Source organism: Kamptonema formosum PCC 10802 (assembly GCF_000332335.1).
Classification (GTDB): Bacteria; Cyanobacteriota; Cyanobacteriia; order Cyanobacteriales; family Oscillatoriaceae; genus Oscillatoria.
The window spans coordinates 111,923-138,741 of sequence record NZ_KB235950.1; the positions used below are offsets into that span (position 1 = coordinate 111,923).

The following is a 26,819-nucleotide window of genomic DNA, read 5'->3' on the forward strand; positions in this document are numbered from 1 at the left end:
GCTGTTAGTAGGTGTGCCGGTGAAGGTGCGAGTCGCCGCATTAAATGTCAGCCAGGAAGGTAGGGGAGTGCCGCCGGCCAATGTGGCGGAATATGTTAAAATGTCACCGGCATCAATATCCGAGAAGGTAGAAGCGGGAATTTGGAAGTTGAAGGCGGTATCTTCCGCTGCCGGTGTGTCAGGGATGGGGGTGAGGAGTGCCGGCGCATCGTTAGTGTTGGCGACTGCCAAATTAAAGGTATCGCTGACAGAAGCACCGGCACTATCGGTAGCTGTCACTTGCACGGAGATTGTGCCAACATCGCTGTTAGTAGGTGTGCCGGTGAAGGTGCGAGTCGCCGCATTAAATGTCAGCCACGAAGGTAAGGGAGTGCCGCCGGCTAATGTGGCGGAATATGTTAAAATGTCACCGGCATCAATATCCGAGAAGGTAGAAGCGGGAATTTGGAAGTTGAAGGCGGTATCTTCCGCTGCCGGTGTGTCAGGAATCGAGGTGACGACAGTTGGCGCATCGTTAGTGTTGGCGACTGTCAAATTAAAGGTATCGCTGACAGAAGCACCGGCACTATCGGTAGCTGTCACTTGCACGGAGATTGTGCCAACATCGCTGTTAGTAGGTGTGCCGGTGAAGGTGCGAGTCGCCGCATTAAATGTCAGCCACGAAGGTAAGGGAGTGCCGCCGGCTAATGTGGCGGAATATGTTAAAATGTCACCGGCATCAATATCCGAGAAGGTAGAAGCGGGAATTTGGAAGTTGAAGGCGGTATCTTCCGCTGCCGGTGTGTCAGGAATCGAGGTGACGACAGTTGGCGCATTGTTAGTGTTGGCGACTGTCAAATTAAAGGTATCGCTGACAGAAGCACCGGCACTATCGGTAGCTGTCACTTGCACGGAGATTGTGCCAACATCGCTGTTAGTAGGTGTGCCGGTGAAGGTGCGAGTCGCCGCATTAAATGTCAGCCACGAAGGTAAGGGAGTGCCGCCGGCTAATGTGGCGGAATATGTTAAAATGTCACCGGCATCAATATCCGAGAAGGTAGAAGCGGGAATTTGGAAGTTGAAGGCGGTATCTTCCGCTGCCGGTGTGTCAGGGATGGGGGTGAGGAGTGCCGGCGCATCGTTGACATTCGCCACGGAGAGCGTGAAATTCTGGTCAACAGTTGCCATGCCATCGGATACCCGCAACACGACACTGTAAGTGCCAACTTCAGCGTTTGTTGGGGTGCCAGTTAGGGTGCCGGTGCCATTCCCATTGTCCGTGAAAGTTAGCCAGGCAGGGAGGGTGGGCGCACTAATGGTTAAAGTGTTACCGGTATCGGGATCTGTGGTGGTGATATTGTAGCTGTAGGCAACATCTTCGGTGGCAGCTGTCACCGCACTGCTGGTAAAACTGGGGGGTTGATTGAGTGAGGAGTTGGCATTAATCGTGTGGGTGTGGGCAGTATTTGCGCCCAAAACATAGGTGCTCCCAGACGGTGCTGTCAGCCCCAGCTGCACCGTCTCGGCAGGTTCAGTCAGGCTGTCTGCCAATATCTGCAGTGGGATATTGACGGTGGTGCTGCCGGCTGGTATAATAATTGTGCCGGTTGGGGCAGTAAAATCACTGCCACTGGTGGCAGTACCCCCCGTCACTGTGTACGGCACAGTTACGTCAAAACCTGCCGCTTGGCTGAGTTGAATTTGGATATTTTCAGTGGCGGAACCGCTAGCCGGTTCGTTGGCATTTGAGGCGGTAGAGGTAAACTGAATCTGAAACTGCTCAAAGGCACCACTATCCGCATTCACCCGGGTGACGCCGCGCTGATCTAATGTTTCCCCCGCCACACCGGCATTAATTGCAGGACTTCCCGGAAGCAGGGCGTGCGTGAACGTTAGCCCGCCATTATTTTGCAACAGGCCAAGCAAGGGATCGGCAAGCGTCACACTCGCTGTTACATTCAGATCCGAGGGGTCAGAAGGATTTTTTGGCGGCCACTGAATATTCCCCCCGCCATCAGTGAATTGAGTGCCGGTGTGTTGCTTAATATTCCAAGGATTGCCCCCATTTGCCGCCGTATTGTAGGCAACAATTGTATTTTTCAGAGTCGTACTCGAACCGCCCCCCCAAAACGCCCCACCCTGAAAGCCGGCGCTATTGTTAGCAAACGTCGAGTTGGTGATGGTGGTTGGATTGGTGCCATTGTTGAGCACTATCGCCCCACCCAGCGCGTTGGTATCTGTAGCTTTGTTGCCAGAAAAGGTACTGTTGGCCACCGTGAGAGTGGCGCTGTTTCCCACCCAAAAGCCACCGCCTTGAACCGGGGCCGAATTGTTGTCAACGGTGGTATTTCTGACGGTCACGTCACCGTTTCCTATCCGCACCCCGCCGCCAAGGGCGTCTCCTTTGGCGTCTTTAATGACCGAATTATTGGAAATGGTGCTATCTTCAATAACCACCTTATCGGGGTTATAAACAAACAGGAACAGCCCCCCGCCCTGTCCTGCCCCTGTATTCCCGTCAAACTGGCTGTTGCGTATGGTAATCGTACCGCCCACTGAACCCGGTGTGAAGGCCGGTCCAGAAGCATTCGCGCCATCGGTATAAATTGCCCCGCCGTAACCCCTGGTATAATTGGTGGCAGCTGTCCCCAATGGCCCGCCCGGCGTCGAGTCATTATTGGTGAAGATGGAGTTCTCTACTGTAAGCGTCCCCAAGAGGTTATTAATTGCCCCGCCATTAATCCCTCTGTTATTGGTAAACTCACAGCCGGTGACAGTCAGACTGCCCGCACTTTTGGTAGCAATCGCGCCCGCGCCACGTTCGCTGCCGGCCAAGGTGCCATCATTGCCATTAAATGTACTGTTAGTTACAGTATTGGTACTCTGAAAACCCGTATAAATGGCACCGGCAAACCCAGCAACGTTGTTATTAAAGGCGCAATTCTCTATCGTTAAGGTGCTGCTAGAACCCCCCAGAATTCCCGCCCCCGCACCCGTGGCTTCGTCTGTGCCAGTAAGCCGGCCATTCGCGACGGTTACATTCTTTAGGGTAAAATTAACGAGACTTTGCACGTTAATCACACGGCTGGCATTATTCCCACTGATGGTTAAGCCGGCAGCCGCCGCCCCATCAACTGTCAGGTTTTTAGTGACATTGAGTTGCCCGCTGGTGAGGGTTATTGTCTGATTGGCGAGGGTGGGAGCGAATTGAATCGTATCCCCCGCCGCCGCATTGGCAATCGCTTGTCTTAACGAACCGGCACCGCTGTCCGCATTATTCGTAACGGTTAGGATGGCTAAAAAACCAGTGTGTGCTAACCTCACCTCTGGCTTAAATGCGGGAGGCGCTTTAATGGGGCCGGTGGTAAATTCTAAATTCCAATTTCCGCCGCCTATTAACTCGGCAGAAGCCGCAACCGCCGCGCCGGTTAATTTGCTGATCTGTCGCACAAACGCTGCCCCATTTCCGCTGGCAACACGGCATCCATACAGTAGGAGGTTCGCTTCTTCGGCCAGTAGATTGCGCCACTCCTGCCAGCAACTTGTATACTGTTCCAAGGTATCTGAACTCAGGACAGTATTGCCTAATTTCAGGCGGCCACAACTGCCATGAGCTACGATGTGAACTGCGTCTATTAAGCTGCCATCAATGGCCATTTTTTGAAGCTCTGCCGTCATGGATTTGATGCCGTCTTTATCCGGATCGAGGACGGTGGCTCTCACATCCTCTCTCACACCCGCAGCTAAGACTTGGCAGTCATCCACGCGCGAGTCAATAAAGACAGCAGTTCTCGGGAAGAAAGTGGATAATTTAGATTTCTCAGGAATTGAAAGGAAAGCAGTTGTCACGATGGATACTCCAGGGAAAAGTTTTCTGGTAGATACACCCCCGGAGAAAGTTAGACGCGAGTGCGATACTTTTAGACTGCGCCAAACACATGAATAGCTCCAGCGAAAATACTGTCAGGGTTTCGGCCCCTATCTAGCTTGTGAGTCTGAAAAGATAGGAGATGCCTTTTGAAGTTGACTGAAAGTCAGATGCTGCCCCCTGGGGGATACTCCAGAACCTAAAGCTTCTGGCTAACCGCTCAAGAAAGTAGACTGACCTGCTATAAATTTTGAGCCGGAATCCCACAGATTTTTTCCTGTCTCTCTAAACTTCAAATCAGACCAATGCGCCCTGTCTAAAATAACGGGGGGCAAAAGCAGAGCTTTCGCCTTCTAAATAAGGATGAAATCCTGGATGTCAATGGCGATCGCTTGGAGTCCATTCAAAACAGCCAAGATTTCACCACTGCTGGCAATACTGATAGAAGTGGTGCCGGTGCCTTGGGAAATAGTTAGCTGACTGAACGTCAGGCCGAGGGCCAATCCCAGAAAATCTTCCCCATCTGCAAAATCTGCCACGGTATCGCTGCCGCTGCCAGATTTCAAGACAAACACATCGCCCCCGGCACCCCCAGTGAGAAAGTCACTGCCTCTATCGCCGCTGAGCACATCCGAACCGCTGCCACCTGTAAGCGTGTCATTATCTTGACCTCCATTGAGAGTGTCACTGCCCTCACCGCCATCGAGCCGGTCAGTGCCCGAGTTACCGGAAATAAAATCATTGTCCAGATCGCCATCGAGAAAATCGTTGCCTTGGTTGCCTATCAGAGTGTCCCTGCCCTGGCCACCTTGGATGCTATCATCACCCTCACACCCATCTATCAGGTCAGCGCCAGCGTTTCCGAACAAAAGGTCATTTTCCTCCCCCCCACACAGGGTATCATCCCCCATATCGCCCGACAGAAGATCGTCGCCCAAACCTCCTTTAAGGGTATCATTCTCCTCCCCACCATACAGGGTATCGCTGCCTATTCCGCCAGCTAAAAAATCATTCCCGGCATTCCCGTACAGCAGGTCATTTTCGGCACCGCCCCCCAGGGTGTCATCGCCTAAATCGCCGGCCAGGATATCATTGCCAGCCCCACCTAATAGAGCGTCATTTTCCTTGCCCCCAGAAAGGCTATCGCTGCCATTTCCCCCATCTGCAAAGTCAGCGCCAGCATTGCCATACAGCAAGTCATTGCCGGCACCGGCATTGAGGGTGTCGCTGCCGAAGTCGCCGGCGAGGGTGTCATCCCCATCCCCGCCACTCACTCCGTCACTATCCTTGCCGGCAAAAATGCGATCGTTTCCAGTTCCGCCCTCTGTAAAGTCAGCCCCCTGATTGCCGTAAAGCAAGTCATTTCCACTCCCCCCGTCCAAGTTGTCGCTGCCGGCGCTTCCAATCAGCGTGTCACTGCCATCAAAGCCATTCAGGGCTTCGTTTCCGGGGTTCCCATTCAGGATGTCGTCCCCCCCTGTGCCATTGAAGGTTTGTGAGACGGCATTGGGAATCGCGCTGGCGCTGCCCAAATTAGGGTTGGGCAACAGATCGCAAAGGCAACTCTGTTCAGGTGCGGGTGCGGGTGTTGGCACCGGCACCGGCACCGGTGGCGGTACTGGCGTCGGAGTGGGTGCCGGTGCTGGAGTGGGTGCCGGCGTTGGGGTTGGAGTCGGCACCGGCGTTGGGGTTGGAGTCGGCACCGGCGTTGGGGTTGGAGTCGGTGCCGGTGCCGAGTTGGCATTAATCGTGTGGGTGTGGGCAGTATTTGCGCCCAAAACATAGGTGCTGCCAGACGCTGCTGTCAGCCCCAGCTGCACCGTCTCCGCCGGTTCAGTTAGGCTGTCTGCCAATATCTCCAGGGAGATATTGACGGTGGTGCTGCCAGCTGGTATAATAATTGTGCCGGTTGGGGCAGTAAAATCACTGCCACTGGTGGCAGTACCCCCCGTCACTGTGTACGGCACAGTTACGTCAAAACCTGCCGCTTGGCTGAGTTGAATTTGGATATTTTCAGTGGCGGAACCGCTAGCCGGTTCGTTGGCATTTGAGGCGGTAGAGGTAAACTGAATCTGAAACTGCTCAAAGGCACCACTATCCGCATTCACCCGGGTGACGCCGCGCTGATCTAATGTTTCCCCCGCCACACCGGCATTAATTGCAGGACTTCCCGCCAGCAGGGCGTGCGTGAACGTTAGCCCGCCATTATTTTGCAACAGACCAAGCAAGGGATCGGCAAGCGTCACACTCGCTGTTACATTCAGATCCGAGGGGTCAGAAGGATTTTTTGGCGGCCACTGAATATTCCCCCCGCCATCGGTGAATTGAGTGCCGGTGTGTTGCTTAATATTCCAAGCATTGCCCCCATTTGCCGCCGTATTGTAGGCAACAATTGTATTTTTCAGAGTTGTACTCGCACCGCCCCCCCAAAACGCCCCACCCTGAAAGCCGGCGCTATTGTTGGCAAACGTCGAGTTGGTGATAGTGGTTGGATTGCTGCCATTGTTGAGCGCTATCGCCCCACCCAACCCGCCGGTGCCGGCAGCATCTTTTGCTTCGTTGCCAGAAAAGGTGCTATTGGCAATCGTAACGGGCGACGTTTCTCCCACCCACAATCCCCCGCCTTGCACCAGCGCCACATTATTTTCAAACGTGGTATTCCTGACGGTCAGTTCGCTGTTCCCATGCCTTATCCCACCGCCAAAGGAATCTCCTTTGGCGTCCTCAATCACCTGATTGCCGGCAATTGTGCAATCTTCAACAATTACCCTGTCCGGGGGATACGCAAACAAAAACAGGGCTCCCCCTTGGCCGGCTCCTTTATTCCCCTCAAACCGGCTGCTAGCAATCCGAATCTCGCCCGCATCCGGATTCGCGCTGTCCGACGCCCCATCGGTATAGATCGCCCCGCCGTAACCCCTGGTATAATTGGTGGCCGCCTGCCCCAACGGGCCTCCTGCCGTTGAGTCGTTATTGATAAACGTCGAATTTTCTACCGTCAGCTGGCTCAACAGGCTGTTAATCGCCCCGCCGTTGATGCCTTTGTTGTTGGTAAATTCGCTGTTCCTGACTGCCAGACTGCTTAAACTGTTTACAAAAATTGCGCCGCCGGCACTTTCAGTATTTGCCGAAGCCTGGTTGCTGTCAAAGGTACAGTTTTCAACCGTAGTGGTGCTAGAATTGCCCGCAACAATAGCGCCGCCCTCCCCCGCGACATTATTCTTGAAGTTGCAATTTCCTACCGTTAAAACCGCCCCCACCCCCGTGAGAATCCCTCCCCCTTTATCCGAAGTGCGCCCGTTGGCTACCGTCAGATTCTTGAGAGTGAAATTTGTGGCCGCACCCGCCACCTCAAAGACGCGGCTGGCATTATTTCCGCTGACGGTTAGCCCAGGAGCCGCCGCCCCATCAACCGTCAGGTTTTTGGTAATATTGAGTTGCCCGCTGGTGAGGGTTATCGTCTGGTTCGCGAGGCTGGGAGCGAATTGAATCGTATCCCCCGCCGCCGCGCTGGCAATCGCTTGTCTTAACGAACCGGCACCGCTGTCCGCATTATTCGTAACGGTTAGGATGGCTAAAAAACCAGTGTGTGCTAACCTCACCTCTGGCTTAAATGCGGGAGGCGCTTTAATGGGGCCGGTGGTAAATTCTAAATTCCAATTTCCACCGCCAATTAACTCAGCAGAAGCCGCAATCGCAGCGCCGGTTAATTGGCTGATCTGGCGCACAAAGGTGGCCCCATCTCCGCCGGCCACACTGCAGCTGTACAGGAGGATGTTCGCCTTTTCTGCCAGTAGATTCCGCCACTGCTGCCAGCAGCTTTTGTACTGGGAGAGGGTGTCTGAATTCAGGACAGTATTGCCCAGCTGCAGCCGGCCACGACTGCCGTGAGCGACGATGTGAACTGCATCAATTGATCCGCAAGCGGCGGCAAATTTCTCCAGCGCGGCGGTGATGGCTTCGACCCCATCTCTGTCGCCTCGAAGGACAATTGCTCCCACACCCTCTCTGACACCGGCAGCGAGGAATTGGCACTCTCCCACGCCCGAGTCAATGAGGACTAGCGATCTGGATTGGGGATTTTGGATAGGGGGTTGGGGATTGATTTGGGTGACGGATTCGGTCATGCAGGATATTCTACAGTTAGATTGGCAGGCAGGCATACTCCCAAAGGAAAAGACTCTCACCCAATTGGGCAGCGCCGGCAAAAAGCGAACCCCTTAGGGGGTGTGTGCGGCAGTGCTCGCAGACAAGCAAATCCGTTCAACCCTTCCTAGAGCGTTTCAAGTGTTAGGAAACTTTAACAAACATTCAAAGCTATACTGACTGAGCTTTTCATACTTTTGGCAGTTTTTCAGGACGGTTGGCACGTCAAAGCGTGTTTGCGAAACTGTTGAAGTGTAGAATATTTTAGATTCCCGTGTCAAATGCAAAACTTACAGGCCGGTGGTAGAAATGCTCCGCTTGGCCGTGTGGCTGTTTGCCGCCAAAACATCGCTAGCGAAACGAGCGAGAGTCCCAGCATTTTGCAGGGAAACCTCCCCGCAGTCGCAGGGGCAGAGCGCCTGAAAAAATTAAAAAATCGTAAAAATGTCGGCGGGTTATGGTTGAGGTTCGGCTGCGCGGAGACTTCAGTCCTCGCAAAAGACCGCTTTCAGCAACTGGCATATCTGTCGGAGTGCGAATCACTGCCTGGAAGGATATCCTAAAAACCCTACAGAATCCCTTCCAAACCGGTAAATTCAGCCGACTTTGCAGGAATTGCAGGATGGGGAATGCCCTCCGCTAGCGGCCCCGCAAACACCCTGCCGGCGCAACAGGAGCCGATATGCCCTCTGTTTTTGCCGAATAGATGCCAGGGCGTGCGCCCCGATGGCCTTTATGCCTGAGGTTTGGTCTAAACAGTGGCAGCATGGAAAGGTGTTCCCCTTGAGGGGTGTGACCCGGATATGCAAACACTTCCAGGATGACTGGTGGTGTGCGAGTTTTGCGGAAAGCCCGCTGCTACCTCAGGCTATCTTGTTTTTCACACAAGGAAGCGGGATCTGTCCATCCGGCATTTTACTGAATTTGGAAAGGCGCGGGCTCGGGAAACCTCCGTGAATCCCCAGTCGTCCAAATATGTGGGGCTTGCTAAGTGCCGGTCGCTATCATAAGGATGGCGATAGAGTTTTAGCAGGACACGGTAAACTACCTACAGCAGGTTGTCCCGGACCAATAGTCTGCGACCCTGTCGTGCCACTGATTGCTGACGTCGTGAGCTTCACTTGTCCATGATGCCCTTTGCGAAACTGCCTGGTTTGTTCATGCTTCGCCTCGGATTTGCCTTGATGCTGCCGGTGGCGTACCTGAGTGCGAGTGCCGCTCCCTCCTACCCGCAGCCTGCCGGTGCGGACCGCTCGCTGACCCTGCGCTCTGACATTCAAGAAGCCGATGCCAAAACGGGGATTGTCACCGCTCGCGGCAACGTGCAAATTGACTATCCAGCCCGACAAATTCAAGCCACAGCCGCCCAAGCTCAGTATTTTAGCCGCGAGCGCCGCATCGTCCTCAGCGGCGATGTCTATGTCCTGCAGCAGGGCAACAGCCTGCGGGGCGAGACGATCACCTACCTGATTGATGAGGGGCGATTTATCGCTGTCCCGAAAAGCAGCCGGCAAGTCGAATCGATTTATCTCGTCCCCGAGCAAAATGCCGCCGCCCCCGGCGCTCAACCCAAGCCGGCCATCCCCTCTTTTTGATGCCGGTGAGCTCGGGCGATGCGGAACTCTCCCCTGTTCCGGCACAGCACTCTCATCCAATGTTCCCCGTCGCTTGTTCCTTGTTCCTTCTGAACACTCAGCAATTACAGGAGTGGGGCGCGTGAAAATTTGGCTGGAGAATATTCACAAATCTTATGGCAAGCGCGTCGTTGTCAACCGAGTCAACCTCTCAGTGGCGCAAGGAGAAGTGGTGGGGCTGCTCGGTCCCAACGGTGCCGGCAAGACGACGACATTTTACATTACCACCGGCTTGATCAAACCCGATCGGGGCGCGGTGTGGCTCGACGACCTCAACATTACGAGCCTGCCGGTGCACAAACGGGCGCGACTGGGCATTGGCTATCTGGCCCAAGAGGCGAGTATCTTCCGCCACCTGAGCGTTCGGGACAATATTCTAGTGATTCTCGAGCAGACCGGCGTCCCCCGCCGCGAATGGCAGCAGCGTCTGGACTCCCTGCTGCGAGAATTTCGCCTGGAAAAAGTGGCGTCCACCCTCGGGGTGCAGGTGTCTGGGGGAGAGCGCCGGCGGACTGAACTGGCGAGAGCTCTGGCTGCAGGGCGGACCGGCCCAAAATTCCTGCTTTTGGATGAGCCGTTTGCCGGTGTCGATCCCATAGCGGTGGCGGAAATCCAGCAGATTGTCGCTAAGCTGAAGGACAGGCAAATGGGCATCTTGATTACCGATCACAACGTCCGAGAAACCCTGGCCATCACGGATCGGGCCTACATCGTGCGCGATGGCCAAATCCTGGCTGCCGGCAATGCCGAAGAACTCTACAGCAACCCCCTAGTGCGCCAGTATTACTTGGGTGAGAACTTCCAGCGATAGCCCCGCCGCAGTCAATCATCAGCAAATCTAATCAGTGGGGAGAGGAATGATGAATTTATTCTGCCTTCAGCTTTCATAATTTTCCCCTCTCTTCCTTCAGCCTTGACAAGTGGGCGCGTTCTTCTAGAAGATGGGGCGCAAACAACCTGTGGGAAAGCAACTCGATAGAAAATCCCAAATTCCCAAGAGGCTTATTCCAGGAAAATACCCTCACAACTTAACAGAAATATCTCGGCTCTGTTAAAATTCCTAAACCGTCAATTTTTTCTCCCAAACAATGAGATTAAGCCTGTCGAACTCTGTTGAGCCTCTCAGCTGGCCAGCTCCTGCGGGATCGGTCATGGACCGGTACATTATCTCGGAGCTCCTGCCCCCATTTTTCTTTGGGGTGGGAGTTTTTTCCTCCTTGGGGGTGGCGATTGGGACGATGTTTGACTTGGTGCGGAGAGTCACCGAATCCGGGCTGCCGCTGACGCTGGCGATGAAAATTTTGCTGTTAAAGTTGCCGTTTTTCATCGTCCTCGCCTTCCCGATGTCCATGCTCCTGTGCACCTTGCTCACCTACAGCCGGATGTCAAGCGACAGCGAGCTGATCGCCCTGCGCAGCTGTGGGGTGAGTGTCTCCAGGCTGGTGCTGCCGGCTCTAGTGATGGGTGCCGTCGTTACCGGCATCACCTTTGTCTTTAACGAACTGGTGGTGCCGGCGGCCAACTACGAGGCGTCCGTCACCCTGGACCGAGCCGTGAAGAAAAAAACAGTCTCCTTTCAAGAAAACAATATCATTTATCCTGAATTTCGGAGAGTCAGGCAGGAGAGTGGCGCAAAAGAAGACATTCTCGTGCGCTTATTTTATGCTGAAAAATTTGACGGCCAGCGCATGAAGGGCTTGACTATTCTAGACCGCTCCCAGCCGGACATCAATCAAATCTTGGTGGCAGAATCAGCCACCTGGAATCCCGAGACTAACGTCTGGAACTTTTTCAATGGCACGATTTATATTGTAGCGCCAGACGGGTCTTACCGCAATATTATGAAATTTGAGAACCAGCAGCTGAACCTGCCCCGCGCTCCGCTAGACCTGGCCAGCCAAAAGCGGGACTACGACGAGATGAACATCGCCGAATCCCAAGAGTATCTCAAGTTGCTGCGCCAGAGCGGCAAAGAGAAAAACATTCGCAAACTGATCATCCGCATTCAGCAGAAATACTCGCTCCCCTTTGCCTGCCTCGCCTTTGGCTTGGTGGGGGCAGCTTTGGGCACCAAGCCGCAGCGCACGAGCAAAGCCACAGGCTTTGGCATTTGTGTCGTTCTGGTTTTTTCTTACTATTTATTAATGTCGATTGGCGACGCGCTGGGACTGAGCGGTGTCCTCTCTCCCGTCATTGCAGGGTGGTTGCCGACACTGTGCGGCTTGGGGATGGGAATAGTGGTATTGCTGCGGGCGTCGCAGTAAGCAACCGAAAATGCTGATTCAAGGCTAGCATAGAATCACAGTCAAACATCGCAAAGGCGTTCCCCCCCGCTCGGCGGTTGCCCTGCGCACCGGCCAGTTGCCAAAAATAGGCGTCAAACCCGCAACCGACTCAACGATTGGCAACGCTGACCCGACTGCAGAACCTATTCCCCTGCCGTGCCAGCAAACCCAGGACTAAACCTATGTCAATTCACAAGCAGCTGCCAACTTCCATCGACAATATCAGAGCCAAGGTGCGGCCTCTCTTGCGACCCATATTTTGGGGCCCGGCAGGGGTGCTGTTGCTGGTGGCGCTGTTTATATCGGAGTACCGGGCGCACCCAGAGCGGTTCAGCTCCCTCGTGAGTCAGGAAAATAACCCTGATGGGGCTTCTGGCCTCACTGAAGAAGAAAGGGCCAAGGCGGCTGATATGGATAGCGTCTCAGTGCTGCTCAAGGAGTTGAAACAGGCCGGTGCCGCCCCGGGCCAGAAAACCGAAGCCCCCCCGACCAAGGGTTTATTTGAAGAAATCGACAGTCGCGCCAAGGAGAGCGCACCGGCAGCCAAACCGGGTGCCGGCGCACAGAATAGCGCCTCTGGCAAGCAAGACCAGACAGCTCAAGATGGCAGCCCGCTCAGCCCCAGCGCCTTGCAGGCGCTGGGAATATTGCCAGGAAACAAACCGGCTGGCGTGCGTTCCGAGTCGCCAGCAGCCGGACAGAGGTATAGCACGACCGCCGGCACCGGCTCTCTCCTGCCCGCTAGCCCAGAAATGGCTCCCGCCAGCCCGCTGCAAGCAGCGATGGACCGATACTATGGCCGGGTTCCATCTTCTGCCGAGCCGGCCAGCCCCTCCGCGCCATCCGCCAGTTTCCAACAGTCTTCTGGGGCAGCCCTGCCTTTGGCCAGCTCAAGGGCAACGCCGGCACAGGCACCGCTCTCCGCAAACCCAGACGGGAGAAGCTACCTGGAAGCGGCCACCGGCATGCCGGTGCCAGAGTCAGCCACACCGATTTCTCCCCGCACCCTCAACCTCCCTGGCCTGACCGGCTTGACTCCCACTGACGCGGCCAATCGGGCTATTTCCCCAAATGCCTACACCTATTTAACCGGCTCTGGGCCCGCAGCAGACGCCCCAACCGGGAACCCGCTACAGCCGCAGGGCTCAGCCGCCGCACAGAACACTGCTGGACAAATTCCTTTTGGGGGCTTGAATCAAGGACTGGGGGCGACGCCCTTGGGCAATCCGCTGGGCGGCTCAACTCCGGCAACTGGAGCGACGACTCCTAGCTCTGGCATGCAGGAAATCTATCAAAGACTCGGCATCACACCCCCCAGCGCTATCTACCAAAACGTCACTCCCCCACTCGGCGTCAGCGCCCCTGGCGCAGCCTACCAAAACGTCACTCCCACACTCGGCGTCAGCGCCCCTAGCCCAACCTACCAGGGCATCAGTCCCGGAGCCGGCGTCACCTCCCCTGGATCTGCCTACCAAGGCGTCAATTCGGGAGCCGGCGTCACCTCTCCTGGATCTGCCTATCAAGGCGTCAATCCCGGAATCGGCGTCACCTCCCCTGGGGCACCCTACCCAGGCGTCAGCCCGGGAATTGGGGCTAACATGCCGGCAAATCCCTATAATTACGGCAATCCCAGCGCCGGGCCGGCTCAGCCTGCCCAGCAGCCCAACTTCTCAGTCCCCCGTACCATTGGCGGCGGACAGATTAATACCTTCTCGAATCCGTAAGCAGAAAAACGCAGATATAGCGGTTCTCAGTCAGAAACCCGGTTTCTTAAAGAAACCGGGTTTCTCAGTACCTCACTAATATGAAAAGTAGGGTGCGTTCCGCAGGACGGAACGCACCCTACAAGCTTAATTCAGAAGCATAAAAACGCAGATAAATGCACATCCATTTGCGTTTATCTGCGTTCATCTGCGGTTAAAATCATCTGAAAAAGGACTGAGACTGAAAGCGAAAAACCCTCAATCGTTGAAATGCTTAATAATCGCTTGGGCGAATTCAGAACACTTGAGCGGCGGCTCCACCGGCGGCTCCATTAATCGAGCGAGGTCATAGGTCACTTCCCGGGTGGAAATAGCACCGGCAATGCCTTTCTTAATCAAGTCAGCTGCTTCTTGCCACCCCATATATTCTAACATCATTACGCCAGAAAGAATCACCGAACCGGGGTTGATACGATCCAGACCGGCATGTTTGGGGGCGGTGCCGTGAGTCGCTTCAAAGATAGCGCAGGAGTCCCCAATATTGGCACCCGGGCCCATGCCCAATCCGCCAACAATAGCGGCGGCGGCGTCGGAGAGGTAATCCCCATTCAGGTTCATCGTCGCCAAGATGGAGTATTCTCCCGGTCGGGTTTGGATTTGCTGGAAAATGCTGTCCGCAATCCGGTCATTGACCATGATTTTGTTTTTCCACTGCCCGCTGCCGTGGGTGTCCCAGATGGCATTGAGGACGCTTTCCACTTCCTGGCAAACGGCGGCTTTTTTCTCGTCGGTGAGGGCGTCGTAACCGGGCTCAATTTCGCGGGCGTTGTCTTCCAGGGAGATGTTTGGGTTGCGCTCCTTGTTGCTGAGAATCCAGGATTCGCGTTCGGTGACGCACTCTTGCCGGAATTCCGAGGTGGCGAGTTCGTAGCCCCAGTCGCGGAAGGCACCTTCAGTATATTTCATGATGTTGCCTTTGTGGACGAGGGTGACGCTTTGCTTGGATTTGGGCAGCGTCAGGGCGCGTTCGATGGCGCGGCGCACCAGGCGCTGGGAGCCGGTTTTGCTGACGGGTTTGATGCCGATGCCGGAGTCGAGGCGGATTTGCTTGTTCTTGTGTTCTGGGGTGGCGGGAATGAGGTCGTTATTGAGCAGGTGAATCAGTTTTTCGCAGATTTCGGTGCCCTGACGCCATTCTATGCCGAGATAGATGTCTTCGGTGTTTTCCCGGTAGATGATGACGTCCAGTTTTTCTGGGGTTTTGTGGGGGGAGGGGGTGCCGGTGTAGTATTTACAGGGGCGGACGCAGGCGTAGAGGTCAAAGATTTGCCTCAGGGCGACGTTGAGAGAGCGAATCCCGCCGCCGATGGGAGTGGTGAGGGGGCCTTTGATGGCCACGCCGTATTCTTTGATGGCGGTGAGGGTGTCTTGGGGGAGGTACTGGTAGGTGCCGTATTTTTCGCACGCTTCGTCGCCGGCGTAGACTTTGAACCAGCTGATTTGGCGCTTGCCGGCGTAGGCGGTGGCGACGGCGGCGTCAAAGACGGTTTGGGATGCCGGCCAGATATCGACGCCGGTGCCGTCGCCGCGAATGAAGGGGATGATGGGGTTGTCCGGGACGATGGGTTTGCCGTCTTTAAAGCTGATGCGTTCGCCGGTTGTTGGGGGCGTGATTTTCTCGTACATACTGCTGTTCTGTTATTTGCTAGGTAGAAGCTACCAGATTCTTTGGCAGCCGGCGGCAGAGTTAATCTTTTTTCAAGAGTTGCTGCTGAGTCTCCCAGCTCTGCTTTGAACGGGGGAATGGAGTTGGGATTAATTCGGATTTCCGCTTTTTGCATAGCGGTGTTCCGCTTTTTGCATAGGTCGGTTGTAAGTCGTTTGATGAAGGAATGTTAAAAGAGGGGGGCTGTATGGCGGTTTTAAATGAGTTGTGAAAGCTTTGGGGGCGAGAAACCCGGTTTCTTTGAGAAACCGGGTTTCTACGCTTTCACAACTCAAATAGAAAGGCTATATGGCGCTTTTGCCGGTTAAGGCGGAATCGGGTTCCGCCTTAGAGAGTTTTTATAAAGAAAACGTGAAGTCGGGGCGGGTTTAGTAATATTCTACAGTTTGTACAGACATCTTGGCTGAACCCGCCCCTACTAGAAACCGGGGGCGTCCACGGGGGGCCGGCCCTACAGGCTGTGTGGCATTGATTCAGAAACCCGGTTTATCAGTCCCCCCAGAAACCAGAAACCGGGTTTCTGCGACAGACTTTGCATCTAAGCCAAACCCTTGATTCAGAAACCCGGTTTCTTAGCCTCCCCACCCGTTAGCTATCAACCTAAGAAGCTGCCACCGCCGCTCAAACCTTTCTTATCGGATGGCTCTGAGTGCGGTTCTAACCACTTCTTTTCAGCGGCAGCTATGTGCATTTCCCATTCAGCAATCTCCGTCTTAATTTGTTCGATTTTGGTGTGATAAGCCCAACCTGTTGTCTTGACTTTTTCGCTCCAATATGCTTCGCGCTTAGGTGTCTCCTCTGCCACCCATTTGGCCCTGTGACGCTCAAATTCCTGGAGGTCTTTTTTGATTTGTGGCTCAAACTTGCCTTTGGCAACCAGGAGCTTTTCCAAATCAGAAGTGATGGGGAATTGCTGCGGCAAACTTTCCAAGTCAGCTTGTTTTTTCGACACCATTATTTTAATAGCTGTGTCGCGCTCTTGTTCGGTTTGCCGGAGCCGCTCTTGAGCTTCTTGCAAGCGAAAATTCAGCATAGCAATCTGTGGGGTTGGGGATGGGACAGCCGGAGATCCCATGTACCCTTCCAGCAAGGAGTCAATGCGGGCGGCTTCCTCGTTTCTACGGTTCATCATCCTCCTCCTCATAAGAAATTTTTTTTTGTGGATGTTTGTCGCCGATCAACTCGTCTGACATTTTTTTATACTGCGCAATGGCTGAGGCGGCATCCTTGGACTGGTCGATAATAGCGCTTTGGACTGCTGCTGCCAGCAGGACTAGCAGTGGCGGGAGAGCCGCAGCTATGATTTTATTGAGCGAGTCACTGCTTGCGTCTAAGGTTTGGGATAGGAAAAGAGAGGCAAAAAATTCAATCAGCAAACCCGCCCCCAGCAGTATAATATAGATGCTGTTCGGGGATTCGGTGTTACCTTCAACTTCTTCTACCCATAAGCGCTGGGCGTCATAATACGCATTAATAAAATCGCTTTTTCTTTTGTCTTTGGATTGCAACCTGTCAATACTGGCCAGGGCGCTATTCAGGTTGCGCTGCCGGTGCAAGAGGCTGAAGTTATTCGTGGCTAAGTGATCTAGCCCCAGGTTTAGGACTATCCCGCCTAGATAACTAGCAATAGGTGCCCAAGGGCCAAGTTTTGCGCTTTGCAATGCAAATGTGTTGCCGAGCAAGCTGCCAATGGCCACACTGACGCCGACCTTGATCTGCAATTCTGTTGCTCGCGTAAAAGTCCAGGCGGCCAGCTTCTCGAGTTGGTTTGCTCGTCTGTTGGATGCATCAAACTTACCAAGGTCTTCGACTAGACTTTTGGCGCTGGTGGCTGTTGCGTCATCAACCAGATCGAGGTTGCGTTGAGGGATACCCATAAATTTTCTGGCCTTTTCAGTCCAGTGCCTGTAAAAGTCATTCTCCATGATTATGCCTGGGTCAATTCTAATGAAATTTCCAAGTTTTCGACGAATCTGCGTTGCACTTTAGTGGCGTGTATTTTGTAAATGCCAACCAGTGGCCATCATCGCTTTCTGCCTTCTGTAAAACTCCAGTCCACACAATAATTTATTTCTGCGAAGGAGCAAACCTCTACTTTGGTATCTTTTAGATGGGCTTTGAGTTGTTCTTTGAGGTGTCCTGTTGGGCCAATGATGGCTACTACTCCGTTATTTCGATTAATCTGCTCAATCGAAGCTTTGATTTCCTCGAAATCCAGCTTTGGCTGATTAGGGCCGGCCTCTGCTTCTTGCAGGAACACTATGCCAACAAAGGGTCTTGAATCCTGGCTGTGCTTCTGTCTTTGCTGGAGATCGATCAATTCTTGGAGGGGCAAGCTTAGAGAAGTCCCGGAATATTTCCCAATTCCGTATTTCTTAAGCTCGGGCTGCTGGCACTGAGCGGCCAGTTCCAGCTTGTTCCAGACAAAGCCAATGTGGGACGTAATCTCGGCCCGGTCTGCAAAGGTGACGATTGCGGACCCGTCACCGGTCTTCTGCCGCTGGGACACTGTTTTGCAAACTTGTCGGCGCTCAGCAGCGAAAGGGGTCGCGGACTGGGAGTAGTCCAGGGCGATGCCGGTGTAGACTGGCGGGGTCAGCAATTCCAATACTAGCGGGATCACGAGTGCGCCGGTGGCCAACATTCCGATGAGCAAGAGCCACTTGAGCTGCGGTTTGGGTTGGGAACTGGCAGTTGGGCTACTGGGGGTGTGATAATTTGAGGTCTGCTGTTTGGTTCTCATCTGGAAGGGTGGGGCTCGGTTAAGTGTAAGGGCGGATTAGATTTAAATATAACGCAAGCGCCCCAGCACGGCCCGACTTTTACATTTAAATCTCTAATAGGTGTTGGCTGCTGGATATTCGTTCCCTCCGCTCTCCAGACGCCGTATCTCACAAAGGTGTAAAGCGGACAGCAGCCGTCTGAATGAACTTCGCAGACATATAAAAATTTCTTATATTTTGGCGGCAGAACTATTGGCTAAAATTCCGATTGTCCAGATCCACTTTCGCTGCGGTTTGAGTTGGGAACCGACATTTGGGGCACTCTGCTGTTTGGTTCTCATCTGGAAGAGTGGGGTGGCCCATCGGCGATCGCCGATGGGTGGGACATTAGGGGTTAGTTAGGAAAGTGGTAAAGCTCAATTTCGGCGATCTCAGTTGCGCTGGGATTGACGAGCGTATAAAACCAGCCGGCGGGGACATAAACTGCAGACTGGTTGGGGTAAATAATGGCCCGCTGAAACTCTTGCATGCCCGATCGCCACTTCTCGATGGCGATCACGCCTTGCCGGCACACTATATAAATGTCGTGATTCACGCTGTGGGGGGTGGTGACTTTGCCCCGTGGCAGCTGCCGGCTTTCCTTCGGGGCCACTTTGTCTGGGGACTGGCTGCCGGTGGCCGGAAAGCTCGCCGGTTGGCCCAAGCCGGTGCTGTCAGCACCGGCTTGGGGGATGGATTTGGTCGGGTCGAATCCTTCTAGCATATAATGGAGCTCACGAAAAACGATTTTTGTCGCTCCCACTTGGGCGCGAGCCCGAGCGGGACTTTCCTGTGAAGTGAGCTAGTGATCTGCCGCCATTGACTGACGCACCCTGGGTTTGCAGTTCAGCTCGACGAATGTCGGCGGCTGCCGGCTCGGAGTGGGGAAGGAAGCTGGCTCCCATCAACGCTCAGGCCGGCTGATCTGAATAATGGCCATCTAACGTAAGCAGAATCACTGGCTTACATATAAATGTATCCAAGAGTTCCTCTACTGTCAAAGTTTTCTATATATATGTAAGTCATTCGGAACCCCAACCCTGGGACATGGCCAAGTATAGCAATGGACAGTAAGTTTAGGACAGGCTCGTCGGAGGGAACGCCTGTCCTAAGAAATATAGGCGTAGGGCAGGCGTTCCCTCCGACCCTCAGGGTCTAATACACTCACCTATGTGGCAAGCGCTATAATAAAGTGGTTCGCGTCAGACCGGCCCGCGCTGGCCAGGTATGGTACATCTGTAGCATAGAAGGTTTCACCCCGACCGGCTATCCGAATCAATCTTGAGAGAGACTTGCAGGGGCAGGAATAAGCTGTATATTTAAATTGATGTTCCTTTGTTATCCACATCCGGTGGCTCACAAAGGTATAATCAATATATATAGAGCTCACAAGAGCTGGCTGTGGACGTGCGAGAGAACCGGTATGATGACCCAAGAACTTCGAGACACACTGGCAGCTTTGGCTGCTAAACGCGGCATCTCCATTGCCGAACAACAGGCTTTGTCCCTTGCTCTGGAAGGAAAATCGGCGGAGGCCATAGGCACAGAGCTAGAGATTACGTCCGATGCAGTGCGCAAGCGGCTGGGCGAGGTGTACGCCAAATTCAATATCCCCGGGCGGGGCACGGGCAAGTTGGCCAAAGTGCAGCAGTTACTCATGTCCGAGTACCAAACGCGCCAAGCTCTGCCGGCGCGTTCAGCCTTGCCGGCAGCGACGCTGCTGTCCCCACTGGCAGGCAAGGAGAAGATGACTTCTGACATCTATGTAGAGCGCCCACCCATCGAATCTCTCTGTTGCGAAACGATATTGCAACCGGGGGCACTAATCAGAATCAAAGCCCCCCAAAAGATGGGCAAAACATTATTGCTTGCCAAAACCCTCCAGTGTGCGGAAGAAAAGGGCTGTAAAATAGTGTTGATAAACCTTCTGCAAGCGAATGAATCAATGTTCGCAGACGTTGATAAATTTGCCCGCTGGTTCTGTAAAAACGTTTGCCGGCAACTAGGGCTACCCAATGATTTGGAGAGTTTCTGGGATAAGGACATGGGTAGCAACGATAATTGCACTGATTACTTTGAGAAATATGTATTTAAGGAAACAGACCAGCCAGTGGCTATTGGTTTGGACAACCTTGAGCGAATTTTCGAGCGGGAGGAAATTGCTCAAGACTTTTTGGGTATGTTGAGAGCTTGGCATGAGGAGGCCAAAAGTAGCACCCTCTGGAAAAAACTGCGGTTGATACTTGTACACTCAACGGAAGTTTATATCCCACTGGACATCAATCGCTCTCCTTTTAATGTGGGGGAGCCGGTGGAATTGCCGGAGTTTAATTTAGAGCAGGTGAAGGAGTTTGCGGGCATGTCTAAGTCTAAACCAACTTGGAGCCAGAAAGAAGTTGAGCAACTCATGGAACAAGTAGGCGGGCATCCTTATCTGCTGAAGCTAGCCTTTTCTCACCTCAAATTTCATCCAGATATTACACTAGAAGCATTTTTGCAAATCGCTCACACCGAAGCCAGTCCGTACAGCGACCATCTCAGGGAGCATTGGCTGACTTTAGAAAAGGATTCAGGGCTAGTGGAGGCGATGAAAACAGTCGTTGAGGGAGATAAGCCAGTGCGATTAGAGCCGGTGGAAGCATATAAGTTACACAGCATGGGGCTGGTGAGCATGCAAGGCAATGATGTTGAGCCTCGCTGCAATCTTTATCGTCTGTACTTTCACGAGCGGTTAAAAAATGAACATACAGCCTAACTCAGCTTATAAATATCAAGTCGGAGGCTGTTTACCACCTGATGCTCCTACTTATGTCGTGCGACAGGCCGATACAGACCTCTATGAAGGATTGAAAGCCGGGGAATGTTGCTATGTGCTGAATTGCCGACAGATGGGCAAGTCCTCGCTCCGCGTGCGAGCCATGCAAAAACTGCAAGCAGAAGGTATTGCCTGTGCGGCGATTGACCTGACACAGATTGGCAGCCAAGTCACCCCATCTCAGTGGTACAAAGGTATTGCCTATCGTCTAGTCAGGAGTTTTGCACTTTCTGAGAAAGTCAACTGGAAAACTTGGTGGAGCGATCGCGAGTCTTTATCTCGCGTGCAGTGCTTGAGCCAGTTTATTGAAGAGGTGCTGCTGGCAGAGGTGCCTCAACAAATTGTGGTTTTTGTCGATGAAATAGATAGCGTTCTCAGCTTGAAGTTCCAGGTTGACGACTTTTTCGCGCTTATCCGATCCTGCTACAACAAACGCGCAGACAATCCAGAATACAGCCGTCTCACTTTTGCGCTGTTTGGCGTAGCAAGTCCCTACGATTTAATTCAAGACAAACAGCGCAGTATGTTTAATATCGGTCGGGCGATTGAACTGAAAGGGTTTTCGCTGGAGGAAGCCCAACCTCTAGCTATAGGGATTTCGGGTAAGTTCAAAAACCCAAAAGCGGCACTGCAACAAGTGCTGGAGTGGACAGGCGGGCAACCCTTTCTCACCCAAAAGCTCTGCAAACTTATTGAAAGTTTGCCCTCTACCACTCCAGAAGGTAGGGAAGCAGAAGTAATTGATAATCTGGTGCGCTCTCGCCTAATCGAAAATTGGGAAGCTCAGGATGAACCGCCCCATCTCAAGATTATACGCGACCGCATTATCAGGAGCAGGCAGAGAAAGGTTTACCTGCTAGGACTCTACCAGCAAATTTTGCAAAAAGGCCCAGTAGCAGCTGATGACAGTCCAGAACAGCTGGAATTGCGGCTGTCGTGTTTAGCGGTCAACCGGAATGGACAGTTAAAAGTTTATAATCGCATTTCTGAGTCAGTTTTTAACCTAAGTTGGGTTGAGAAAGAGCTGGCGAATATCCGCCCCTATGCCGGTGCTTTGGCAGCTTGGTCAGCTTCAGGCGGTCAGGATGAATCGGCGCTGTTGCGCGGACAGGCATTGCAGGATGCCCTGGTTTGGGGAGCCGATAAAATCTTGAGCTCTCAAGATTATCAATTCCTGAATGCTTGCCTGGAACTGGACAGATACTCCCAAAAAAAACATGCTTTAAACCTTAGCGGTAAAGGTTACGAAATTATCCAAAAACTGGCCAGCGGGTTATTCTCTGAAACCTATCTTGCTGAAGATACAAGGTTCCCAAGTAAGCCCTATCGTGTGATAAAGAAACAAACAATACCGTCTAGCGATCCATATCTTGTCTGGGAGGCGACAGGTTTATTTAGCCGAGAAGCTGAAACCTTGTGTATGCTAGGACAGCACCCTCAGATCCCAAGGCTTTTCGCTTGGTTCGAGGAAAATCAAGAGTTATATTTAGTGCAAGAATTCATTGAAGGCGAAAACCTGAGCCAGGAGCTGATGACCAAAGGGCAGCTGAGTGAGGACGAGGTGATTGAACTTTTGCAGAATGTTTTAGGAGTTTTATCGTTTGTCCACCGGCAAGGCGTCATCCACCGTGATATCAAGCCGGCCAATTTAATCAGACGCGATCCGGACGGCAAAATCGTCTTGATTGACTTCGCATTGCTGAAAGAAATCAGCCTTTTGATGCTAACCTCTAAGGCTAAAGAAAGCTTCAGCGTTATCATTGGCACACAGGGCTACATGCCTCCAGAACAGATGGAAGGATATCCAAAATATAGCAGTGACATTTATGCCTTGGGCATGACTGCGATTCAGGCATTAACTGGGATATTACCTTCGGAATTACCGCGAGATCCAAAAACAGGTGAAGTCATCTGGCGCAATCGCGCACAGGTTAGCGATAGACTAGCAGATATTTTAGACAAAATGGTGCGGTTTGACTATCGGGAGCGCTACCAGTCGGCATCGGAGGTGTTAGAAGTTCTCAGGAGTTTGACACATCATACCACTGTCAGTACAATTGTCGATTCTTCTCGGACTTCGCCGCCGTCGTCTTCTGCTTCGCCTTCAATAATAAGGAATTTCCCGGCGAAAGTTGTGATTGTGGGCAGTCTATTAGGCGCGTTGGCCATCAGTCTTTCCCTGAGTAAATTGCTTATACTATATCAACAAGCAGCCTCACCGGCACGCCCTGTCAGAGAGCCATCTTTCTCATCATCAGCCTCAATCACGGAACCGAGAACAGCAAACTCTTCGCTCGACCGTCCAAGTAAGTCTGCTACAGCTTCATCTAGGGTAACTTTTACCTGTAAAACAGTATCTGGTGTGCCAACAACAGTCGCTAAAACTGCCCAGGGGGACAGACAGCTTATCCGCTGGGTATCTGATGCATTTAGCCAAGCTGGCTATACTCCTCAAAAACGCTGTCAGCAGGTTACTGAAAGAATGAATATATATTTCAAGCAGGGTGGGCGGTACATTACTCATGGGGTAATGAATCACCAAAAAGTTATTTGCATTACAGACCGTGTGGGTGAGGGATGCACAGGGTTGCTTTACACCCTAAAGCCGGATCAAGATGCCAAAGCTACCTTGGAAGATATGCTGCAACTCTTTGAGCGAAACGTTATGCCCAATCCTCTCCGGGAAAGTTCTTGCCCTACCTATGTCAGCTTAAATGACCTAATAGCAGGAAACGAGATTGTTGCTAATGAGGTTTGCCCAGAAAAAAACAGGAAAACTCAAGGTGATAACCCTAACTGAAAGTCGCTCACAGCTAGAGATACGACATTTATAGCAGGAGCCACTTAGGTGAGGATATTAGACTTTGAGGGCATGAGGGCACAGAGGGAACGCCTGCCCTACGTCTATACCTCGTAGGACAGGCGTCGCGCTATAGGCGCTTGCGCCGTGATCAAGACCCAAAACAGTCTGCTTCCCAGCAGCGCCGCTATTGACTGAAAGTCTGCCGGTGCAAAATTTAATTTAAATAAAAGGGCAACTCTACAAACTCAGCATACCGCACCGGCACCCTGCGGCTTGAGTTTTTAGGTTGATGCTCATGCTTCGCCCTGCGTATTGGCCACCCAACCGGCTGTCACCGGCACACCCACCGGCACACCCACCGGCACCCAGCGCCCCCCCGGACAGGCGGGAGAGCGCGGCGGCGGGCCGAGCCCCGGCGAGTTAAAATCGAAAAGGACACAGACTAACACCCCACCCACATGAGCGCTGACTTGCAGGTTGAAAAGAAAAAATTGGCCAAACCCCCGCTAGAGATACACTATCTCGGCGACCGGGCTCTGCGGCAGAACGCCAAAAGGATTGCCAAGGTGGATGACGAAATCCGGCTTCTGGTGCGCGAAATGCTGCAAACCATGTACTGCGCCGATGGGATTGGCTTAGCAGCACCCCAAGTCGCCATCCAAAAGCAACTCATAGTAGTAGATGTCGAACCGGAAAACCCCGCCAAACTGCCCCTGATTTTGGTGAACCCCACCATCAAGGGCTTGAGCGGCGACCTGTGCGTCTACCAAGAAGGTTGCCTCAGCATTCCGGGAGTCTATCTGGATGTGACGCGCCCAGAAATGATCGAAGTCACTTACAAAGACGAGCTGGGGCGTCCGAAAACCCTAACCGCCACGGGGCTTTTGTCCCGCTGCATCCAGCACGAGATGGACCACCTCAACGGCGTGCTGTTTGTCGATCGGGTGGAAAATCAGCTGGCGCTCACCGAGGAGCTCACCAAACACAAGTTCTCGCCTCGCGCCGTCAAACCCCTCGCCCAAGGCAGCCCTCAAAATCAGAACCGTTCGTAGTTGGGCTTTAGCCCCCGTTTGTAGTTGGGCTTCAGCCCAAAAGTTCGTAGTTGGGCTTCAGCCCAAAAGTTCGTAGTTGGGCTTTAGCCCCACCGTTATAGCACTAACCACTTAGGTTAGGACAGGCGAGACGCCTGCCCTACGTCGGGATATCGTAGGATAGGGGTTCCTTTCCGACGAGTGTGTCCGAACCTAAGTGAATATTACTGTAGTAGTTGGGCTTTAGCCCAAAGGTTTGTAGTTGGGCTTTAGCCCCACCGTTCGCAGTTGGGCTTTAGCCCCACAGCACTCTGCGGCAAAATTCCACAGGCATATTGATAAGCTAGGCTCTAGATAGTCGTTCGGTTCTGCCTCGTGATTCCTATAAGCCCGAAAAGTAGTATTTTCCTGGGAGCATCCTGCATCGCTGCGATAGCGGCGGTTGGCTCGATTTTCGAGCTGTCCTCTGGCCACCCCCAGCTGGGGAATTTGACCACCGGCATCATTCTGGCTCTTAGCGTGCCGGCGGTTGCTCTGCTCTTTTATGCGGCAGTGCGGGATGCCCGAGCCAACCAGTAAGCTTGTGAGCTTCTCACCCCACCCATGACAGCCACCCCAACCTCTGGCGCTACCTTGCGGCAGGTTTCCGCCGCCGGCACAGCCGCTCAACCCCCCGTCCACCCCCTGTCCGCAACCCAGGAAGTGACGGTGGGGCGAGATCCCAGCTGCCACATTGTCCTGGATTCCAGCGAATACGGTGGCGTCTCCCGCCGGCACGCTGCAGTCCGCCCCCTCGCCAGCACGGCAGCCGGCTCAACACCGCCCAGTTGGGAAATTTGCGATCTCAACAGCGCCAATGGCATTTATGTCAATGGCCAGCGCGTGCAGGGATGCCGGTCGCTGGAAGCAGGCGACCGCATCACTCTGGGCAATAATGGCCCGGAATTCATCTTTGAACTCGCGGGGGCGACACAGTTACCCCCACCCAGAACGCCCCAACCGGATACCGTCACCCTGACGCAGCTATTTCCCATTCTCTCTACCGGTCGGGATCTCAAGCGCAAGGCATACCTGGTGCCGATGGCCGTTACCGTGGCCTTTGTGGTGCTGATGTTTGCGGCGATCGGCAACCCGGTGGGGTTCAATCTGCTGCTGGCGGCTTATTTGGCGGGAGTGGCCTACTATTTTGTCTACCAGCTCTGCGGAGTGCGCAAACCTTGGTGGTGGCTGTTCGCCACTGCGCTGATTACGGTTGTCATCTTGCTCAGCCCCATTTTAACCGGCTTTTTGGTGGTGTTTCGCGAAATCCTCCCCGGACGCCTCCCCGGCGAAAGGGAGTCCCTGAGCTTCCCCGTCTTGCTCCTCCGGATGTTTTTTGGGGCGGGGCTGATGGAGGAACTGCTCAAGGCGCTGCCGGTGCTGCTCGCCTATCTGATCGGAACCAGGCTGCGATCCCCGTGGCGAGAGCGTTTGGGGGTTTGGGAGCCCCTGGATGGCATTTTATTGGGAACGGCTTCTGCCGTTGGGTTCACCCTGCTGGAAACCCTGGGGCAATACATCCCTAATATTATGCAGAATGTCACCCTGCAAGGGGGAAAAGACATCGCCCAACTGGTGGGATTGCAGCTGCTGATTCCCCGCCTTTTGGGTTCGATCGCCGGTCACATGGCTTATAGCGGCTATCTGGGATATTTCATCGGTCTGAGTGTCCTCAAATCTAAGAAGCGCTGGCTGATCCTGACGGTTGGCTACCTGAGCGCCGCCGCGCTGCACGCCCTCTGGAATGCCACCGGCACTTTCAGTGTCTTCCTCTTGGCCTTTGTGGGAATTGTTTCCTATGCCTTTTTGGCTGCAGCTATTCTCAAAGCTCGCTCCCTCTCCCCAACCCGCTCCCAAAACTTCGCCACCCGTATCACCGGCCCGGGGAATTAATATAATATCAATTTGGGATTTTAGATGCCCGGATTTTGGATTGATAAAAACGGCAGGAAAGCCTTTTCCGCAAGACAAAGTAATCAGCGGAAATAAAACATACATTTTGTATTTAATTAGAATATTTACATCTCT

17 protein-coding genes are annotated in these 26,819 nt (G+C 53.4%); 9 read left to right on the forward strand and 8 right to left on the reverse strand.

Annotated elements, in window-relative coordinates:
* Together OSC10802_RS45545 and OSC10802_RS0134370 are read right to left on the reverse strand one after the other, a co-directional pair.
* Window positions 1-3,828: putative Ig domain-containing protein (locus OSC10802_RS45545; protein ID WP_017721296.1), on the reverse strand; the 3,828-nt coding region annotated here is incomplete at its 3' end.
* 372 nt (window positions 3,829-4,200) lie between these two features.
* Window positions 4,201-7,974: a DUF4347 domain-containing protein gene (locus OSC10802_RS0134370; RefSeq protein WP_017721297.1), complete on the reverse strand. Its 3,774-nt coding sequence runs from the start codon at window positions 7,972-7,974 to the stop codon at window positions 4,201-4,203.
* 1,146 nt (window positions 7,975-9,120) lie between these two features.
* Here OSC10802_RS0134370 and OSC10802_RS0134380 point away from each other — a divergent pair.
* From OSC10802_RS0134380 to OSC10802_RS0134395, 4 genes are all read left to right on the forward strand, one after another.
* Complete coding sequence (locus OSC10802_RS0134380) at window positions 9,121-9,588, forward strand: LptA/OstA family protein (RefSeq protein ID WP_017721299.1); 468 nt, start codon at window positions 9,121-9,123, stop codon at window positions 9,586-9,588.
* 121 nt (window positions 9,589-9,709) lie between these two features.
* Window positions 9,710-10,438, forward strand: a complete 729-nt coding sequence (gene lptB / locus OSC10802_RS0134385; protein WP_026099065.1) for an LPS export ABC transporter ATP-binding protein — start codon at window positions 9,710-9,712, stop codon at window positions 10,436-10,438.
* A 277-nt stretch (window positions 10,439-10,715) separates the two neighbouring features.
* Complete coding sequence (locus OSC10802_RS0134390; RefSeq protein WP_017721301.1) at window positions 10,716-11,891, forward strand: LptF/LptG family permease; 1,176 nt, start codon at window positions 10,716-10,718, stop codon at window positions 11,889-11,891.
* 203 nt (window positions 11,892-12,094) lie between these two features.
* Window positions 12,095-13,636, forward strand: a complete 1,542-nt coding sequence (locus tag OSC10802_RS0134395; RefSeq protein WP_017721302.1) for a hypothetical protein — start codon at window positions 12,095-12,097, stop codon at window positions 13,634-13,636.
* Between the two features lie 237 nt (window positions 13,637-13,873).
* Here the strand turns inward: OSC10802_RS0134395 and OSC10802_RS0134400 are convergent, their stop codons facing one another.
* The 5 genes from OSC10802_RS0134400 to OSC10802_RS0134425 all read right to left on the reverse strand — a co-directional run bounded on the left by OSC10802_RS0134400 (window position 13,874) and on the right by OSC10802_RS0134425 (window position 18,827).
* Window positions 13,874-15,301 carry an NADP-dependent isocitrate dehydrogenase gene (locus OSC10802_RS0134400; RefSeq protein WP_017721303.1) on the reverse strand — a complete coding sequence of 476 codons (1,428 nt, stop codon included), beginning with the start codon at window positions 15,299-15,301 and terminating at the stop codon, window positions 13,874-13,876.
* Window positions 15,302-15,936: 635 nt separating this feature from the next.
* The gene (locus tag OSC10802_RS0134410; RefSeq protein ID WP_155969096.1) at window positions 15,937-16,473 is read right to left on the reverse strand and encodes a hypothetical protein; all 537 of its coding nucleotides are present in this window, start codon (window positions 16,471-16,473) and stop codon (window positions 15,937-15,939) included.
* Entirely contained in the window at window positions 16,460-17,266 is an 807-nt protein-coding gene (locus OSC10802_RS0134415; protein WP_017721305.1) for a hypothetical protein, read from the reverse strand. The genes OSC10802_RS0134410 and OSC10802_RS0134415 overlap by 14 nt, the downstream gene beginning before the upstream one ends.
* A 98-nt stretch (window positions 17,267-17,364) precedes the next feature.
* Window positions 17,365-18,084 carry a hypothetical protein gene (locus tag OSC10802_RS0134420; protein WP_017721306.1) on the reverse strand — a complete coding sequence of 240 codons (720 nt, stop codon included), beginning with the start codon at window positions 18,082-18,084 and terminating at the stop codon, window positions 17,365-17,367.
* 374 nt (window positions 18,085-18,458) lie between these two features.
* On the reverse strand, window positions 18,459-18,827 hold the full coding sequence (locus OSC10802_RS0134425) for a hypothetical protein (RefSeq protein ID WP_017721307.1): 369 nt from the start codon (window positions 18,825-18,827) through the stop codon (window positions 18,459-18,461).
* Window positions 18,828-19,526: 699 nt separating this feature from the next.
* Between OSC10802_RS0134425 and OSC10802_RS43200 the strand changes: the two genes are divergently transcribed.
* Window positions 19,527-20,858, forward strand: a complete 1,332-nt coding sequence (locus OSC10802_RS43200; protein ID WP_017721308.1) for an AAA-like domain-containing protein — start codon at window positions 19,527-19,529, stop codon at window positions 20,856-20,858.
* Window positions 20,842-23,718: a protein kinase domain-containing protein gene (locus OSC10802_RS45180; protein WP_071593412.1), complete on the forward strand. Its 2,877-nt coding sequence runs from the start codon at window positions 20,842-20,844 to the stop codon at window positions 23,716-23,718. The genes OSC10802_RS43200 and OSC10802_RS45180 overlap by 17 nt, the downstream gene beginning before the upstream one ends.
* Before the next feature lie 296 nt (window positions 23,719-24,014).
* Here the strand turns inward: OSC10802_RS45180 and OSC10802_RS52050 are convergent, their stop codons facing one another.
* Window positions 24,015-24,170, reverse strand: coding sequence for a hypothetical protein (locus OSC10802_RS52050; RefSeq protein ID WP_155969100.1), 156 nt, complete (start codon window positions 24,168-24,170; stop codon window positions 24,015-24,017).
* Between the two features lie 9 nt (window positions 24,171-24,179).
* Here OSC10802_RS52050 and def point away from each other — a divergent pair, with 9 nt between their 5' ends.
* The 3 genes from def (at window position 24,180) to OSC10802_RS0134455 (ending at window position 26,684) form a co-directional block, all read left to right on the forward strand.
* Entirely contained in the window at window positions 24,180-24,773 is a 594-nt protein-coding gene (def, locus tag OSC10802_RS0134445; RefSeq protein ID WP_017721311.1) for a peptide deformylase, read from the forward strand.
* 354 nt (window positions 24,774-25,127) lie between these two features.
* Entirely contained in the window at window positions 25,128-25,331 is a 204-nt protein-coding gene (locus tag OSC10802_RS0134450; protein WP_017721312.1) for a hypothetical protein, read from the forward strand.
* Window positions 25,332-25,355: 24 nt separating this feature from the next.
* Entirely contained in the window at window positions 25,356-26,684 is a 1,329-nt protein-coding gene (locus OSC10802_RS0134455) for a PrsW family glutamic-type intramembrane protease (protein ID WP_017721313.1), read from the forward strand.
* The last annotated feature ends 135 nt before the right edge of the window (window positions 26,685-26,819 follow it).